The 16,774-nt window shown below is 62.4% G+C and carries 13 protein-coding genes, 2 tRNA genes and 1 pseudogene; 9 read left to right on the top strand and 7 right to left on the bottom strand.

Annotation, left to right across the window (positions count from 1 at the left end):
* Positions 1 to 226 precede the first annotated feature (226 nt).
* Both N878_RS00005 and N878_RS00010 read left to right on the top strand, forming a co-directional pair.
* Complete coding sequence (locus tag N878_RS00005; protein ID WP_021441642.1) at positions 227 to 634, top strand: PA2817 family protein; 408 nt, start codon at positions 227 to 229, stop codon at positions 632 to 634.
* 172 nt (positions 635 to 806) lie between these two features.
* Positions 807 to 1,628: a CmcJ/NvfI family oxidoreductase gene (locus N878_RS00010; protein WP_051365789.1), complete on the top strand. Its 822-nt coding sequence runs from the start codon at positions 807 to 809 to the stop codon at positions 1,626 to 1,628.
* A 150-nt stretch (positions 1,629 to 1,778) separates the two neighbouring features.
* Here the strand turns inward: N878_RS00010 and N878_RS00015 are convergent, their stop codons facing one another.
* From N878_RS00015 to N878_RS00045, 7 genes and pseudogenes are all read right to left on the bottom strand, one after another.
* Positions 1,779 to 2,747 carry an LLM class oxidoreductase gene (locus tag N878_RS00015; protein ID WP_021441644.1) on the bottom strand — a complete coding sequence of 323 codons (969 nt, stop codon included), beginning with the start codon at positions 2,745 to 2,747 and terminating at the stop codon, positions 1,779 to 1,781.
* A gap of 220 nt (positions 2,748 to 2,967) precedes the next feature.
* The gene (locus tag N878_RS00020) at positions 2,968 to 4,749 is read right to left on the bottom strand and encodes a monovalent cation:proton antiporter-2 (CPA2) family protein (protein WP_031302447.1); all 1,782 of its coding nucleotides are present in this window, start codon (positions 4,747 to 4,749) and stop codon (positions 2,968 to 2,970) included.
* Positions 4,750 to 5,071: 322 nt separating this feature from the next.
* Entirely contained in the window at positions 5,072 to 5,542 is a 471-nt protein-coding gene (locus tag N878_RS00025) for a phosphate-starvation-inducible PsiE family protein (protein WP_021441646.1), read from the bottom strand.
* A 290-nt stretch (positions 5,543 to 5,832) separates the two neighbouring features.
* Positions 5,833 to 8,676, bottom strand: a complete 2,844-nt coding sequence (gene clpK / locus N878_RS00030; protein WP_021441648.1) for a heat shock survival AAA family ATPase ClpK — start codon at positions 8,674 to 8,676, stop codon at positions 5,833 to 5,835.
* A 98-nt stretch (positions 8,677 to 8,774) separates the two neighbouring features.
* Positions 8,775 to 9,118: pseudogene (locus tag N878_RS00035) on the bottom strand (Hsp20/alpha crystallin family protein); the annotation flags it as partial.
* Between the two features lie 700 nt (positions 9,119 to 9,818).
* Positions 9,819 to 9,894: transfer RNA gene (locus N878_RS00040), tRNA-Gly, on the bottom strand.
* Positions 9,895 to 9,915: 21 nt separating this feature from the next.
* Positions 9,916 to 9,991, bottom strand: a tRNA-Glu gene (locus N878_RS00045).
* A gap of 494 nt (positions 9,992 to 10,485) precedes the next feature.
* Here N878_RS00045 and N878_RS00050 point away from each other — a divergent pair.
* The 7 genes from N878_RS00050 (at position 10,486) to N878_RS00080 (ending at position 16,555) form a co-directional block, all read left to right on the top strand.
* A complete protein-coding gene (locus tag N878_RS00050) occupies positions 10,486 to 11,385 on the top strand; it encodes a LysR family transcriptional regulator (RefSeq protein WP_021441650.1) in 900 nt (299 codons plus the stop codon).
* 478 nt (positions 11,386 to 11,863) lie between these two features.
* The gene (locus N878_RS00055; protein ID WP_021441651.1) at positions 11,864 to 12,073 is read left to right on the top strand and encodes an AlpA family transcriptional regulator; all 210 of its coding nucleotides are present in this window, start codon (positions 11,864 to 11,866) and stop codon (positions 12,071 to 12,073) included.
* Positions 12,074 to 12,103: 30 nt separating this feature from the next.
* Positions 12,104 to 12,967 (top strand): ParA family protein, encoded by an 864-nt coding sequence (locus N878_RS00060; protein WP_021441652.1) that lies wholly within the window; start codon positions 12,104 to 12,106, stop codon positions 12,965 to 12,967.
* Positions 12,951 to 13,136, top strand: a complete 186-nt coding sequence (locus tag N878_RS00065) for a hypothetical protein (protein WP_021441653.1) — start codon at positions 12,951 to 12,953, stop codon at positions 13,134 to 13,136. The genes N878_RS00060 and N878_RS00065 overlap by 17 nt, the downstream gene beginning before the upstream one ends.
* A 10-nt stretch (positions 13,137 to 13,146) precedes the next feature.
* Positions 13,147 to 14,817, top strand: a complete 1,671-nt coding sequence (locus N878_RS00070; RefSeq protein WP_031302449.1) for a ParB family protein — start codon at positions 13,147 to 13,149, stop codon at positions 14,815 to 14,817.
* 18 nt (positions 14,818 to 14,835) lie between these two features.
* A complete protein-coding gene (locus N878_RS00075) occupies positions 14,836 to 15,396 on the top strand; it encodes a DUF2857 domain-containing protein (protein ID WP_031302451.1) in 561 nt (186 codons plus the stop codon).
* A gap of 4 nt (positions 15,397 to 15,400) precedes the next feature.
* Positions 15,401 to 16,555 carry an STY4528 family pathogenicity island replication protein gene (locus N878_RS00080; protein ID WP_021441656.1) on the top strand — a complete coding sequence of 385 codons (1,155 nt, stop codon included), beginning with the start codon at positions 15,401 to 15,403 and terminating at the stop codon, positions 16,553 to 16,555.
* The last annotated feature ends 219 nt before the right edge of the window (positions 16,556 to 16,774 follow it).

Raw genomic sequence — 16,774 nt, forward strand, 5'->3', positions numbered from 1 at the left:
GCGCCTGCAGGCCGCCGAAGCGGCGCGCCGGCGGGTGATCGACGTCGACGACTTCGCCAAGGAGGAGCTCAAGCTCGGCCGCGGCAAGGTGCGCTAAGCCACGCGAACTGTGGGAGGGGTGTCATCGCCGCTAAAGCGCCTCCCACGGTTGCCTAAGCCCAAACGGGACAGCGGGCGCCAGGCTCTCTATACTCCTGCGCCCGTTTTACCCAACAGGAATCGCACCATGGCCAGCCACCTCGAACACCACCTCGCCCTGCTCAACCATCTGCGCGGCATCCTGGTCGCCCTGGGCGAAGCCGAGCAGGTCCTGGACGACAGCCACGCGCTGTTTCTCGAGCGCTACGACGAGCTGCTCGCCGAGCTGCCGCGCGACCCGGTGTCCAGCCAGTACCTGGGCCAGGACCTGATCAGCCAGATCTTCCATCGCTACCCGCAGATCGCCCACCTGGTGCCGCGCGACCTGCTGTGGTTCTTCGGCGGCGACTGCCTGCACTTCATGCCCGACGAGGAAATCGCCCTGTACCAGGCCCTCGACGAGCGCCGCTTCGAGGCCGAGCAGAACGACGAGCCGTTCGACTGGAACCAGGAAAAGCAGCTGCTGGCCCTGTCCACCGACAGCCCCCGGCACTGAATCGCCCTTTTCACGCGCCATCAAGGAACTGGAGTCAGGGTTGGAGCGCTACGGGCGCATTTAAAAGTACCCGTTCGAGGGCATATGATTGAGCGAGGGAGCCTACATGCAAGCTACAGCGCAGCCACGGTGACACCACACCGGGCGCGGTCAGCAGACTGGGAGGCATTACTTGAAACGCACAACTGATATGCCCGCTAGCGTCATCGCAACACTCACCTACCTGGTCAAGCACGATGCGAAGCCCTATGTGCACACCGAGGCGCTGACCGGCGACAGCGAACCGCACTACTTTGCCGAGCAGGAGGAGCGCGAGGTCACGATACACAACGGTCGTCCGTTGGCAGACAGCCTTTCTCTGGACAAGCAGGGCTTTGAATTCCATCGCCGGGATACGCTGGTCGCCGACCTCTACGACGATACCTCGGTGGAAAACCTCTACTACGACGAGGTCAAGGCCGTGATCATGGAGTTGACGGGCGCGAGTCGGGTCGTCGTCTTCGACCACACCAGGCGCAGCGACGCCGAGCGGCGGGATATTCGTGGGCCAGCCAGCCGTGTGCACAATGACTACACCGAGCGCTCGGGGCCTGAGCGTGTCCGCGACGTGCTGGGCGGGGATCAGGCCGCCGCACTGGCAGCGATGCCAGTGGCTCAGATCAACCTCTGGCGCCCGATGAGCGGGCCCGTCAAGCGCTCGCCGCTGGCCGTGCTGGACGCCTCGACGCTAGACCCCAATGACCTGCTGGCCACCGACCTGGTCTATCCGGATCGGATCGGTGAGATCTACCACCTGGCCTACAATCCGCACCAGCGCTGGTACTATTTTCCGGACATGCGCCGTGACGAAGTCTTGCTGATCAAGGGGTATGACTCGCGTCACGACGGCCGCGCCCGCTTCACCCCCCACACCGCCTTCCAGGACCCCAATACGCCGCCGGGAGCCCCGCCGCGCGAGAGTATCGAGGTTCGCACCCTGGCCTTCTTTGACTAGGTCCTGGTCATCTGGCGTGGCTCTCCCTGGGCGGTACTTGAGCCCCTCCCCCGCGCTTTACCAGGGATCGGCCGCCCCTCGTCGATAGGGATTGCCCCAGGTGCCGACGACGGCTGTCAGCGGGTCGTAGCTTTCCAGCAGCATGCCGCCTCATGTTGCCAGGACGAAGTTGGGCAGAACGAACTGACCGAGTTCCTCGATCACCTCGCCTGCAGGGCGTTGGCCGTACTTCAGATTGATGATCACATGGTTAACGCCGATCTCCTGCAAGCTTTGCAGCAGCGAGATCAGGTGATATCGCCCTAATTGATAGCCCAGGTGAATCGGTCGTGGCGGTGTCTGCGGGTTATCCGTCAGATCGATGTATAGCGACTGGGTGAAGGGCTTGAACAGCTCACCACATTCGGCACGAACCGCAGTGCGCCAGTTATCGACAATCAGCTGCTGCGTCTTCGGGGCGCGCGGATAACTGATCCAGCCATGACTGTAGCGGGCGATCCATTCCAGCGTCTGGCGGCTATGGCCGGTGACAAAGAAAGGAATTTCCGCCGTGGTCGGCTTGGGAATCAGATCCGCCCCCTCAAGCGTGCCGCCGGACCAGGTCAAAGGCACGAAACTGCTGCGCTGAACCTCGCGAAATACCTGAAGGTATTCGCGGAACAGACTGTCGCGTTGCTCCGGGTCGACACCGAATGCGGGAAACTCCACCGGCCGGTCACCGGAAGCCACACCGAGTAACAGGCGACCACCGCTGAGCTGATCGACACTGGTAGCGGCCTTGGCGGTGTGCAGGGGATTGCGGATTGGCAGGATGATCGAGGCGGTACCCAGCGCAATCGAGTGTGTGTGTGCCGCCATAAAACCCAGGTAGACCCAAGGATCGAAGACCTGACCCGAATCACCGAAACTGGGGTCACGTAACGGCACGTCGCGAAACCAGAGAGCAGAGAAACCCAGCTTGTCGGCACGTTGGGCCAGGCTCGCCTGGTCGAGCATGCTCGGCGTATCACCGGCAAAGGCTTCGAGGGGGAAGAAAAGACCCAGGGTCAGGCGGCCTTGGCGGTAAGTGCGCTGAAAGCCAGGTTGTCGCTGATAGGGAATGGAATTCGGAGTGAACATGCGCCCTCCTACCTATTTCAAAAGATGTTGAGGAGCTGAAAGAAATCCTTGCGAGCGGATATCAAATCAGCGTTATCAAGGCCACCCGGAACGCCGCTCAGGGCGTTTGTGATAGTCCGGGGGCGATGCGTTGCGAGGTCACCCGTTGCCCCCGCTGCAAGGCGGCGATACACGGCGAGACGGTCGACGGCGACAGAGCTATGCGATCCCGAATGAATGCTCACTGGGCATCCCGCGCTTCTTGGTTCGGCGGTTCGATATGCTCGATGTTTCCCAGTACCAACGCTCGCCCGGCAAACAGACCACCCGCTGTTTCCAGGGCAAAACGTTCGGCATCGCGTTTGCGCACTTCGTCGGTTACCGCGTCGGCTTCGAGTTCCGACGCACCCAGCGTCAGCACGGCCTGACGGCCTAGCAGCAGGGCGGCCTCAAAGGTTTCCCGCACTATGTAGTCGGCGTCGTGCTTGACCAGCTCCAGCGCGTGCTCGCGGTCAAAGGCACGCACCACCAACTTCACCTGCGGGCAGTAGTGCCGCGTACTTTCGACTATGCGTGTCGCGGCTTTTTTATCATCCACACAAATAATGATGGCGCGGGCGTGATGGGCACCGGCAGCCTGCAATATTTCATGGCGGGCACCATCACCGTAATAGACCTTGAAACCATAGGGCTCCACGGCGCGGATCACCTCCGGATCTATCTCGATAATGGAAAGTTTCGCTCCCTGAGCGAGGGGTGCCTGGCAGGCAATCTGGCCCACGCGGCCAAAACCGATGATGAGTACATTGCCTTGCAGATTCTGTGCGGTTTCCACACCGTCCATGGAAACGCTCTGTGCTCGGGCAAAACGTCTGTACAGCAGTAAGGCCACCGGCGTAATGGCCATGGAGAGCACCACGATAGCCGTCATATTGGCGTTGACTTCGGGACTGATGACCCTGAGTTTCAGCGCTTCGGCAAACAGCACAAAAGCAAATTCGCCCCCCTGCGCCATAAGCACGGCGCGATCCAGCGCGTCGCCATGGGGGCTCTTCGCGAGGCGCGCGACCGCATAAATGCACAGCGCCTTGACCAGCATCAGCGCCAGCAGACCAGAGGTGATGAGCATCCAGTTCGTGGCCACCACTTGCAGATCCAAGGCCATGCCGACGCCGAGGAAAAACAGCCCCAGCAGCAGGCCGCGAAACGGCTCTATGTCGGCCTCCAACTGGTGGCGGAAGGTGGATTCCGACAGCAGCACGCCGGCAACGAACGCCCCCATCGCCATTGAAAGCCCGCCGATTTCCATCAGCAGCGCTGCCCCCAGCACCACCAGTAGCGCGGCGGCGGTCATCACCTCGCGCGCCCGGGCCTGGGCCAATATCCGAAACAGCGGATTGAGCAGCCACAATCCGATGGCCGCCAGTGCGCCCAGGGACAGGGCGGCGATACCTATGCGCTGCCAAAGGGGTGAAGTGGGTTCATGCACCAATTCAGTGGGCGCCAGAAATGCCACCACCGCCAGTAACGGCACGATCAAAAAATCTTCAAACAGCAAAATGGACACGATGCGCTGCCCCCTCGGCTCGGTTATGTCACCGCGTTCCGAGAGGACTTGCATAACCAAGGCCGTGGATGTGAGTACAAAACCGGCTGCGCACACAAACGACACCTGCCAGGGGAAACCAAAGGCCATACCGACAAAGGTGAGCAGAAAGGCACAGACCACCACCTGCAGGCTGCCCAGCCCAAAGATCTGCCCACGCAGCTCCCACAGGTGCGAGGGTTTCAGCTCCAGTCCAATCACAAAAAGAAACATCACCACACCCAGCTCGCCCACCTGAATGATGGTGTGGGGGTCATGGATCAATTGCAGTCCGAAGGGGCCAATCATCATCCCCGCCACCAGGTAACCCAGCACCGAGCCGAACCCGATGCGTTTGAGCAGCGGCACTGCCACCACGGCCGCAGCGAGCAACGTGATGACACCCAATAATTGTCCTGCGTTGCCTTCAGCGGCCATAGCCTTGACCCTCAGCCCATGTCAGGAGCGGTTACAGGTAAACGTTCGTACAGCCCCGATTTCGGGTGCTTCACCCGACCGGATGGCACGTGCGCCATACAATTTCAGCGTCGGCGCCGCAGCTGCCGCCGATTCGAATAACAAGGCAAGTAGGCTTGCTCCCGGGGCGATCCACAGCCCCCTTTCGCCGAGTAAAAGGCCGCCGGCGAGTGCGGCGATACCGATCAAAGTCCAAACCGGCAGCGCTATCTGGCTGCTCAAGCGATGCCGTGGCCAGAATTGACGTTTGTCGCCTGGGCCACTCGCTGTCAGGCATGGCGTCCTAGGCAATGCGGTCATCGCGCTCACGCAACAGCCAGTAGGTCAGACCCAGGGCCAGGGTGGCGCCAGCCAGCGCCGCGACTTTGGCCGGACTGACATCGGGATCCAGGACCACGAACTTGCGGGACAGCGCGATCAACCCGATCAGGATGACCGTCTTGACCTGAATGATGCTGTCACGGCGCAAGGCCACGCGCACGATGGAATGCTTGAATTCCATCGCGATCAGGAGCGTCATGATCATGCCGAACACAGTCTGGAAGATCTTGTGGTCGAGCGGATTGAATGCATCGATGATCAGCAGGCTGAAGACAATGTGAATCAGCTGCACCAGCGACACCAGGATAATCACCGCGATCACCGCTGAAAGGATGATGGCGACGGCCTGCTCGAAGCGCTCGTAAAACGTCATCACCGCCCATTCACGACGGAGTCGTTCGAGTGTCGTCCCGGTCTGATTGCTGTTGCTCATGCGCCACTCCTTCAGAAACAGGCCATTCCTACGAGAAATCGCGGCCGCAGCGCCTCTTGCGCCAGCCCAGGCCTTCGTCCATGCCGAAGCGCGTGAGCATGTCGCGGGCGATGTCGGCAGCCACGCCAGGTCGTCACGACAGGAGGTCGCGCAGCCAGGTGCTCCACCCCGCGCGCACAGGGAACGTCGTACTTGGATAGGCCGGGCTCGACCCGAGAGGTGCCCGGCGCATCAAAGAGAACGCACGGGCGGCCCGTCTCGAATGTTCAGGATCAGGGCAGCCCCGCGCTTCATGCTTTACCACTTTCGGACTTCTTCTTGCGCGCCCCCTTGCTCGGCTCCTTGGACGAGCCCGACGGTTGCGCAGATTCGGCGGGGGCTTCGGCGCTGGCCGCAGCGGCTGGCTTGCGGTCGAAGGCGACCCGCTCCGCCTTGTCGTCCCAACGTGCACAGGCATGATCACCCTTGCCGATGCCGCCGCCGAGCATCTCGCGCGCCAGTGCCGTTTCCAGCTCGCTGCGAATCAGCCGTTTGAGCTCGCGGGCACCGAATTCGGGCTTGTAACCTTCTTCCGCGAAGTGATCGACCAGCGTCCCATCGAACGTCAGGGTCACCCCCTGGCTCGCGGCATTGCGGGCCACGCGATCGAGTTGCAGGCCGACGATGTGGCGGATCTCCTCCCTGCCCAGCGCATGGAAGACGATGAGCTCGTCGATGCGGTTGAGGAACTCGGGGCGGAAGTGCCCGCGCAGCACGTCCATCACCTCTGCCTTGGTCTTCTCGTACTCCTCGCCGGCCGCTCCGCGCGCCTTCAGCCGGCGCTGAATGATGTCGGATCCCAGGTTGGAGGTGGCGATGATGATGGTGTTGGTGAAGTCCACCACGCGACCCTTGCCGTCGGTGAGCCGCCCGTCGTCGAACACCTGCAACAGGATGTTGTAGACGTCGGGGTGGGCCTTCTCGATCTCGTCGAGCAGCAGCACGCTGTAGGGCTTGCGACGGACCTTCTCCGTGAGCTGGCCGCCTTCGTCATAGCCGACGTAGCCCGGCGGAGCACCCACCAGCCGCGCCACGGTATGACGCTCGCCGTACTCCGACATGTCGATGCGCAACAGGGCGCCCTCGTTGCCGTAGACGGATTCGGCCAGCGCCTTGGCGAGTTCGGTCTTGCCGACGCCGGTGGGGCCCAGGAACAGGAACGTGGCCACGGGCTTGCTGCCTTCGCGCAGACCCGCGCGCGACAGCCGCACCGCATCCGCCACCGCGCGTACCGCCTCGTCCTGCCCCACCAGGCGCTCGTGCAGCCGCTGCTCCAGGTGCAGCAGCTTCTCGCGCTCCTCCACCGTCAGCTCATTGACCGGGATGCCGGTCAGGCGCGAGACGATCTGCGCCACGTGTTCCGCCTTGACTTCGGCGCTGCCCGAGCCGCGCTCGCGTTCCCAGTCCTCGACCTGCGTCTTGAGTTCGGCTTCCTTGGTTTCGATGCGCTTGCCGACCTCCGCCGCATTGTCGTATTGCTTGCGGGAAGCCAGGTAGTCCTGCTCCCGGCGCAACTGGTGCAGTTCGGCCTCCGACTCCTGCACCGCAACGGGGCGGGCCGTCGCCGACAGCTTCACGCGGGCGGCAGCCTGATCGAGCAGATCGATGGCCTTGTCCGGCAAAAAGCGCGCGGTGACGTAGCGATCGGACAGCTCGGCGGCCGCGATGATCGCGTCCTCGGTGATGCTGACCTTGTGGTGCGCTTCGAAGGTATCGCGCAGGCCGCGCAGGATCATGATGGTCTGCGCCACCGTTGGCTCGGGCACCATGACCGGCTGGAAGCGCCGCTCCAGCGCGGCGTCCTTCTCGATGTACTTCTGGTACTCGTTGAGCGTCGTCGCGCCGATCAGGTTCAGCTCACCGCGCGCCATCATCGGCTTGAAGACGTTGGCCACGTCCAACCCGCCTTCGCCACCGCCCTGGCCGGCACCCACGATGGTGTGCACCTCGTCGATGAAGAGGATCATCTCGCCCTGGTGCTCGGAGATCTCCTTCAGCACCTTCTGCACGCGTTCCTCGAACTCGCCACGGTACTTCGCGCCGGCCACCATGGAATTGATGTTCAGCTCGACCAGGCGCTTGTCGCGCAGCGTCTCGGGCACCTCGCCAGCCACCATACGCTGTGCCAATCCCTCGACGATGGCGGTCTTGCCCACGCCAGGCTCGCCGATCAATACGGGGTTGTTCTTCTTGCGCCGCGCCAGCACCTCGATGGTGGTTTCGATTTCCTGCGCACGGCCGATGACCGGATCCAGCTTGCCCGCATGGGCCATCTTGGTGAGATCGCGCGAATACTTGTCGAGCTCCGGCGTATTGGTCGGCGTCTCGGCGCGGCCATCCTCCGCCCCTTTGCCGACCACCTTGTTTACCTGCTGACGCAGGGCCTGCGGCGTGAGGCCATAGCGGCGCAGCAAGTTGGCGGCCAGCCCCTCGCCCTCTTCGGCCAGGCCGATCAGGAAGTGCTCGGGCCCGACGTAGGAGTGTCCTAATTCATTGGAGGCGACGAAGGCGCGACTGAGCGCATCCTTCACCCGTGGCGACACGCCGATCTCGCCTTCGAACGGCTTGTCGCCGCGCTTGGCTTCGGCTTCGATCTGGCGTTTGAGGTCATCGACCTTGATCTTGAACTGGCTCAGGATGGTCTTGATCACATCGCTGTCGGCCAGCGCCAGCAGCAGGTGTTCCGTATCGACTTCGGAGCGACCGAAGTCCGCGGCATGCTTGGCGGCTTCCTGCAACAGGGCCTCGGAGTGCTCGCTGATGCGGCTGGCCAACCCGCTACCGCGACGGCGCGGCGTGCCCGACGCTGTGGAGGCTGGTTCGCCAAACGACGCATCGACCACTTCATCGGCATCGGCTGCAGCCGGTGCCGACTCTTCTCCGATGCGGAAGAAATCGCTGCCCAGAAAATCTTCGAACAAGCCGCTGCGCGAGCCGAAAAGGGCTTCCAGCGGGGAAATGGCGCGTTTTTGCTGGCGCACCAGTTGGCGGTAGTGATCGTCACACAACAGCATGGTGGTGCGGCGACCATTGAGATTGGCTTCCACCCGCGCGGTGGCGGGTTGGCCGCAGATTTGGCACTGTTTCCTGGCCATGCGGACGCTCCTCGGGTCATTCGGATGACGAGGCGCAGCAGGCCGCGGCACCTCGTCTCCTGGTGGGATTTCGTGGCGACCGCAAGGGACTTTCCGAGTTAGCTGCCAATCGGAATCGAACGGCCGTGCTTAGGTGCACTTGCTTCGCGCTTCGAATCCTGGTTGGCATCGTCAGGCAGGTTCAGTGCACGCTGGAAACTGCCGTAGGGGCGTTCGACACGAGGGAAGCCGCCTTCCTTCTTCTCCAGCTCCTGGCGCTTTCACCTCGCACCATCGGCAGGTCGTTGTCGGGCGTGATCTGGAAGTCCTTTTCTTCGACACCGGGAACGTCGAAGGACATCTTGTACTGCTTATTGGTTTCCTGAGAATCCAGCGCCAGCTGCAGCATGCCTCGCCAGTCGAACGGCAAGCGCGGCACGGCAAGCGCCAGACAACCAAATCCAGCCAAGCCCAAGGGGACTGTTGCAATACTTGACAAAGTCTGCGCTTGGCAGGCTAGAAGTCAAGCGACTTATCTAGCTCAGAAGGCGGGCGCGGATTCAGCTCCCGAGCGCTCCATCATCGTCGAACAGCACACACCAGGCACCAGCGGCATTCCTGCGCCAGACGGAACGGAAGCTGCTGTGCTGGAAGCGTGCCGCGAGCGACTGGCCACCCGCTGGTTAGCGTGGAAGCACTCGACGGTGCGCGCCGTTAGGGCGCCCAGGGCAGGCAGCAGGTTCTTGTCGAGGATGCGCGTGCTTTGCCGCCCGTCCTTGAGGTTCAGCCTGGGGTGGCGAGCCAGCTGTTCTCCATGGCCAAACGGACAACCCGGAGCTTCTGCTTGCGGTCAATCCTGGCGGATATCGCCAAAGAAAGGCCGTCAACGTCAGGGGGGATAGTCTGCGCCGGTGGGGCGGGCCTGCCGGACGGCGACACCAGCAAGTGCCATGAACGAACTCCTGAACAAGAGTCCGGACCCGATGCTTGCCTCGCCGGCCGCACTCTTCCGGCAACCATCCGGAAACCACGCCCCGCAGAGGTGGACTTTAAACACCTGGCCGGGGGCAGATTCCGCTAGCTATCGCTGAAACGAAAAAAGGGCCGTAAGGCCCTTTTTTCAACGATCTTCAGACTGTGTTGGATGCCTGTAGATCATAATTTGGAGCGGGAAACGAGACTCGAACTCGCGACCCCGACCTTGGCAAGGTCGTGCTCTACCAACTGAGCTATTCCCGCAATACAACTTGGTACAGAAAATGGCGTCCCCTAGGGGACTCGAACCCCTGTTACCGCCGTGAAAGGGCGGTGTCCTAGGCCACTAGACGAAGGGGACCTTGGAACTTGGTTGCCCGCCTGCCGCAGCAAGCCTGGCGAATCTGGAGCGGGAAACGAGACTAGAACCAAGCCTCCAACCTTTTGATTTAAAAGGCTTTTCCGCAATCACTGCCTTGGCAGCGGACGCAATTATGGACTTGTTTGATGAGCCAGGCAACCCCTGCCAGCAATTTTTCTTTTGAGCCGGCTAGAGGCCGATAACGAGCCTTGCTGCGCCCCCTTCGCCGGCCCGATGGGGCCTGGGCACATTTTCTTTCATTGGTGGTACATCCCGTTATCAAGTGGGGTTATTGTGCCATCACCGCCCAACCTCTCGCGGCGGTAGAGCGTCCCGGTCGCATTGCAGCACGAGCGCCCCGGGATCACCAGGCGGGGCTGGAGCCCACCAAGGAGCGTCAAAGAGGACTCTTCGAAGACGGAATCGCATGCGCCCCTTGTGAGGGATTACTGCGGGCCATCCAAGAGGAGCAGAGCAAGCACGGAGGCTGTTGTATGCGGATACGTCATCTGCGCTATTTTCTGGTCGTCGCCGAAGAGCTGAGCTTTTCGCGGGCGGCAGCCAGAGTCCATATCGAACCCTCCCCCCTGTCGCGGGCCATCAGAGAGTTGGAGTCGGGGTTGGGGGTCCGCTTATTCCAACGCACGAAGGCGGGCATGCGTTTGACTTGGGCCGGTGAAGTTTTCCAGGACGACGCTCGCCGCATACTCAGCTTCGTAGAAGATGCTCAGAGCCGTGTCCGTGCAGCTGAGAAGGGCTATCGCGGCCGGCTACGCATCGGCCTGACTGACAGTCTTGCTCAGCCCTACCTGACCAAACTGTTGGCACGTTGCCGAGAGGAAGAGCCCCTCACCGAGGTGAAGATCGTTGAGATGACCGTCAGCGAGATGGTTAGGGCATTGGTGCATGACCAGATTGATGCGGGCTTCACTGTGCATACCGAGCTCAGCGCTGGGCTGGTCAAGGAAGTCGTTTGGACCGATCGCCCCATCATTGCCATCCCGCGAAACCACCCTCTTCTCTCCTTGGAAAAAATTCCTCTGCAGGAGGTGGCTCGGCACACTTTGATTCTGTGCCATCCAGAGCTGTGTTCAGGGGGATACGACGTGATTCATCGCTGGTTCTACGAAGCGACCTTGCCGTTTCCCACAAATGCCGAATACGTTTCTGGGCACGAACCCATGGTGATGTTGGTCGCTGCCGGCTACGGCATCGGCATTGGCCTGGCCTCGCAAATCACGCTCTACAATCACCCAGATGTGATCGTCCGCCCTGTCACGGACGATGTACCGAGCACAGCGACGTTCATCACCCTGCTCGATCAGCCACGCCCTGAGGCCCTCAGCCGATTCATCGACCGCGCCCGGCAAATTGGTGAGGTGACCATCGGCTAATCTGGGGGCTCACAGACTCCGATCCGGCCCAGAGCTGGCGCGTCAAGGTCTTTTTTCCGTCGGTAGTCGGACCTTTAAGGTCGCCCCATCATGGAACCCGTGCCCTTTCACGCGATGCAGCGCAGCGAATGCCCGCCGAATCAGCCCCAGAAATAGATGACAGCCACCGGCATCGTCCACCAACTTTTTTGGTCGCCTCCGTGACCCAGAAGTGCGGATTCACCGCCTCATCCTGTGCGCAGTAGTAGGCTGTGCCTTTTCGATCTTGATTACCCCCGACGCCCTATCAATAGTGCCCGCCTTGCGGATCGGCTGGACGGCGGATGCCAAACAGCAGTGCGAAGTTAGAGCGGCCAAGGGCCGTTCTTGTAAATCAGGTGGTCAGCACGATCCGATTGTTTGATGCGCCAATGGAGTGACGCCTTTCTACTGCCTGTCACCCCTTACGAGTGCTACCAAGCATAAAGGAGTGACCACGATGTCCACTGAGCAAACCGCGATTGCCGAGCATCGCATCCTGCGTCGGGCCGAAGTGGAAGCCAAAACCGGCTTCAAGCGCGCCCACATCTACAACTTGATGAAGGAAGGCAAGTTCCCCAAGGCCTTGCGTCTAGGGATTCGTGCCGTCGGCTGGGACTCCGTCGAAATCGACTGCTGGATCAGCGAACGCCTCAAAGAGCGCGTTTGACGCAGATCCACTACGGACGGGGAGCGGCTCATGCACGTGATCGCCATCATTTCGACCAAAGGTGGGGTCGGTAAGACGACCGTTGCCGCCAACCTGGGCGGCTTTGTCGCCGACGCCGGTCGACGGGTTCTGCTGATCGACCTCGACGTCCAGCCGACGCTGTCGTCCTACTACGCGCTCACTCAGCAGGCTGCCGGCGGCATCTATGAGCTACTGGCATTCAATGAGCAGTCGCTGCCGCTGTTGATCTCCCAGACCTCCGTGCAGAACCTGGACGTGGTGCTGTCCAACGACCAGCACCAACAGTTGGGTACGCTGTTGCTGCATGCGGCCGATGGGCGCTTGCGGTTGCGCAACCTGATGTTGCTGTTTCGGCCGCATTACGACCTGGTGTTGATCGACACTCAGGGCGCCCGCAGCGTCATGCTGGAGATGGCCCTGCTCGCCGCCGACCTGGCCGTCTCGCCAATCACCCCGGAGATTCTGGCGGCGCGGGAACTGCAGCGCGGCACGCTGCAGCTAATCGATGCCATCGCTCCGTACCGCTATCTGGGCATCCAGCCACCGCCCCTGCACCTGCTGCTCAATCGCGTGCCCGCCGTCTCATCGAACGCCAGGTTGGTGCAGCAGACGCTGCGGCTGATCTTTCGTGAGCACAGCGAGGTGCGGATTCTGGACAGCGAACTGCCGGCGATCGAAGCCTTCCCGCGGGCGGCAACCGCGTGCCTGCCCGTGCACCGGGTCGAGTACCGACGCCCGAGCGGGCGTCAGGCGCCGGCGGCGCTGGAGATCATGCGCGCCTTGGCCAGTGAGCTGCTGCCCCAGTGGCAGGAGTCGTTTGCCAGCATGACCGGTCGCGTCGGCAGGAGGCCGTCACATGTCGAGCACCGCTGAGCGCTGCCGTGAAGAACCGCGGTTGCTGGCGCTGATCGAGTTCGCCCTGCGCGAAGGCTGGCACGTTCGCCGGACGCCTGCAGGGCAGCTGAAGCTTGTGAAGCCAGGCCTGCCGCCAATCTTCACGCGCTCAACGACAATCAGCCACCGGATGGGCCAAAGCAAGTAGGGAGGCCGTCATGGCGACTGTCACGCCTGAGGAAATGGCCGGTAAATTGCTGGCTGAGGGGTTTTCCCGCACCGGCCCTGCCGCACAAGCATTGAGCGACCCGGTGACCGACACGCCGATGGTGGTCACGCTCGATGACCTGCGCCCCTACGAGCTCGACCCACGCCTGACGCGCAATCCCCTGTACGACGAAATCAAAACCTCCATCCGTGAGCGGGGCCTGGATGCCCCACCACCGATTACCCGCCGCCCCGGTGCCGAGCACTTCATCATTCGCAACGGCGGCAACACCCGCCTGGCGATCCTGCGCGAGCTGTGGTCGGAGACCAAGGACGAACGCTTCTTCCGCATTTCCTGCCTGTTCCGGCCATGGCCGGCGCGCGGCGAAATCGTCGCCCTGACCGGGCACTTGGCGGAGAACGAATTACACGGCAGCCTGACGTTTATCGAGCGGGCCCTCGGCGTTGAAAAAGCCCGTGAGCTCTATGAGCTGGAAAGCGGCAAGTCGCTGTCGCAGTCGGAGCTGGCCCGCCGCCTCAGCACCGACGGCTATCCCATCCAGCAGTCGCACATCAGCCGCATGCAGGACACCGTGCGCTATCTGCTGCCAACCATTCCGAACGTGTTGTACAACGGCTTGGGCCGGCACCAAGTCGAGCGCTTGGCGGTACTGCGCAAAGCCGGCGAACTCACCTGGGAAAAGCATGCGAGCGGCACCGCATTGGCCGTCGACTTCGAGACACTGTTCCACGACGTCCTCGCCCCTTTCGATGTTCAGCCCGACAGTTTCTCCGCCAGCCGCGTCCGGGACGAGTTGATCGGCCAGATGTCGGAGCTGCTCCATATCGACTACAACGTGCTGGAACTGGATATCGACAGTACCGAGCACCGCCAGCGGGCGGTAACCAGTCCACCCCAGCTGCCGGTTGAAACCGCAACCGTCGTTCAACCTGGGCATGCAGTCACTTCGCCGCCGGATGCCACTCAGAACAATGGCACTGCAGCAGGCGCTTCAGGATCCGAACCGAACAACGACGCCGCCCCGCCGCTAGTCCCAGCGCCGACACCCGAGCCAGGCGTTTCTTCCGGTGATCATGATCCCGACGCGCGCCTGCAGGGCCATATCGTCTCCCCCGCCGACAATACCGAGCGCCTGCAAGGCATCCAGCATTTGCTCGCCGAGCATACCGGCGAGCCGCTGCCGGCCTTCGCGGACAGGGTGTTGCAGGCCATTCCGGTGCAAGCCGGCGGGCTGTTCCCGATCAGCGACGTCTGGTACATCGAGCCGGGACTGGACTCGCCCGATCGCCTGCGCATCCACATCGCCCAACTCGCCCAGGAGATCGCCGAGCAAGCCGAGCTGATCGACTGCATCGAAGCGATCGAGACCGGCATAGGCTTCACCTGCAGTGCATCCCACGCGGACTTGTTGCCACCGGCCTTCGGCCAGGTGGTGTTGGCGTTGTTACGCGCCTTGATTCGCCCCTACAACGCGGCGCCCGATCAGGGTGATATGCGCCTGGAGGACAACCTGGGGGCACTGTTGCTGGGAGGCGGCGTCAGGGATACAGGCGTCCTACCCCGTCTCAGCGATAACGGCTTGGTCAAGATGTTCCGTCTGATCCGGCTGGCACGCCGGCTGTTGGATCTGGAGGCCAATCCAGGTAAGGCCAACCCCTGAAACAGGCCGGAGGGAACCATGTCGACACCTCATCCGCTTAATCAAGCTGTGGTTGCACAGGCGCTGCACGACCTGCGCAATGGCCAACTGCGCCGTTGCCAGTCGATGGGTTTCAGCGAGCGGGAACTGGACGTCCTGAAGCAGCCGGCACTGGTCAGCCTGCTGGCCAATGCCCAAGTGCCCTGGTGCTCCGTAACGGTCAATACGGCCGTCCTCTGGCGCCTGGTCAGCCAGATGCACGACATCGAGCAGGAAATCGCCACGATTGATCGCATGCTGCGCCTGGGGGCCAGTACCGAGATGGTCAGCAAGTTCTACGGGCTGACTCATCAGGAAGTCGCCCTGCGCCGCGACATCATTTGCCTGCCCAAACGCCGAGGGCGGCATCCGGTTCTGAACGAAGAACAGGAGATGGCGCTATGGAAGCAGTGGAAGGCCGGTATCACCGAGCGCGGCATCGCGCTGGATGACGACAGCACCATGCTGGAACTGACGATGGATCTGGCCGAAGCCCTCGCTTTGCCCATGTCGGTGATCTGGGCGGCCATCGCAAGCTGGATCGACCAAGGCCTGGTGTAGGGCCATGGTCGCGCCGGCAGGTCCCGCCGCGCTTTCAACGCTGCTTGATGACGCGCTGCGACACCTGCCTCCCAACCGGGAGCACACGCCTGCCAGCGACGGTTTCCTCTACAGCGGCAATCGCCATGAAAGCGTGCCCCGGGCGCTGTTTCTCGACACGCGGTTGACCCCGCTGGAGCGCAATGCCTGGCAAATCATCCGGCTCATGCTCAACGCCGATGGCGTGACGGCGTTTCCCACCTACGATCAACTGCGCCCCTACCTGGCCTCGACGCCCTGCGCGCAGCAGGCGTCGTACGAAACCGTGGCGCGGGCGCTGACCCTGCTGCGCCTGACACGCTGGCTCAGCCTCGTGCGCCGCCGGCGCGATCCCAAGACCGGGCGCATCAAGGGCAATCTGTACGTCCTGCACGACGAGCCCCTCACCCCCTTCGAAGCCATGCAGCTCGATCCCGAGTACCTGGGGTTGGTGAGCCATGCGCTTGAGCATGCCAGCAAGGCCGTGCAGCGGGTGGGCTACCGCACCCTTCAGGACATCAGCGAAGACCCGTTGCTCAGCAGCCGCGTGCTGCCGACGCGGCTGCAGGTGCTGGTGCAACGCATGGCCCTGGGCGGCGTCAGCCCTCGGGAGAGTTATCCACAGGCGCAGCCCTGCCACGAATCCGAAGAGGGTGAAAATGCCCTTCTTCGGAATGGCGAGCCGCCGTCTTCGGATTCCGAAGCAGGCGCGAACGCCAGTAAAACCGCCTCACTTCGGAATCCGAAGCGGGACCGTACTAGTACTTGTATAGATAAAGCAGTACGTACGGTACCGCGCGCGCGAGCACACCCACAGCTGCGCCTGCCTGAACGTTTTCTGGCACTGCGCGAGGAGCAGCAGGCCGGCGCGTTGGTGGCCCTGCAGCAAGTGCAGGTTGAACAACGACAAGCCGTGCTCGATGAATGGGCCGCGCGCTGTCGCAGCAACGCGGTGCGCAAACCGGCCGGTTATCTGTTCGGCATCATCCAGGCGGCCATTCGCGGCGAATTCAACGCCTGGGCTGGACAAGGACAGAGCAACGCCGTCGCCGCCGATCCACCTCCCGTACCCCGAGCGGCAAACCCCGATGTGGTGCACATGCACCTGGCCCAACTGCATGCCCTGTTGCACCCCAAGTGACGGTCGAGTAACCCTCCCTGGCTCTCTCTGGAGCTATCCCCCGGGGATAGTTGCAACACACAGCCTTCCGGAGGTGAACCACCACCCTGCTCTGCACCAGCGACGCCCGTCTGCCAACTGGATCTCCCTGGAACTATCCCCTGGGGATAGTTGCAACACGCAGCCTTCCGCCGGCAAAGCCGGCTGACGGTGGCTGCGCTTTGTTGACTGACCGCCTTC

It is taken from the genome of Pseudomonas sp. EGD-AK9 (assembly GCF_000465935.2).
Classification (GTDB): Bacteria; Pseudomonadota; Gammaproteobacteria; order Pseudomonadales; family Pseudomonadaceae; genus Aquipseudomonas.